The sequence below is a fragment of the Paraclostridium dentum genome (assembly GCF_012922555.1).
GTDB lineage: Bacteria > Bacillota > Clostridia > Peptostreptococcales > Peptostreptococcaceae > Paraclostridium > Paraclostridium dentum.
On the sequence record NZ_WIPK01000173.1, the window covers coordinates 1 to 350 of the forward strand.

General features: G+C 43.1%; 1 protein-coding gene. It reads left to right on the forward strand.

Annotated elements, in window-relative coordinates; all coding sequences use genetic code 11:
- Positions 1-350, forward strand: a 350-nt coding sequence (locus GFJ41_RS20315; protein WP_206001628.1) for a serpin family protein, incomplete at both ends; no start/stop codon positions are given.

The window sequence follows — 350 nt, forward strand, 5'->3', positions numbered from 1 at the left end:
TTTCAATCCAAACGGCACAGAAATTGGTCGATTTTATGTAGACAAATACAACGTTGTCCAGGTTCCCATGATGTTCTGTGTCGACAAATTTTCCATTGCCAGTGATGATGAGCTTAGGGCAAAGGTGTTGCGTCTCCCTTATCTGGGCGGGGCATCTATGCTCATTGTCTTGCCTGACCTCCATGTTGATTACACTACTATAGATGATGAGATCAATGCAGAGAGATTTCTTATGTGGATCAAGAATATGAAGCAAAAGAAACTGGAGGTCTCTCTGCCCAAATTTACAATGGAACAGTCCTATGCCCTACACAACATTCTGCCAGCCATGGGAATTCAAGACGTCTTCA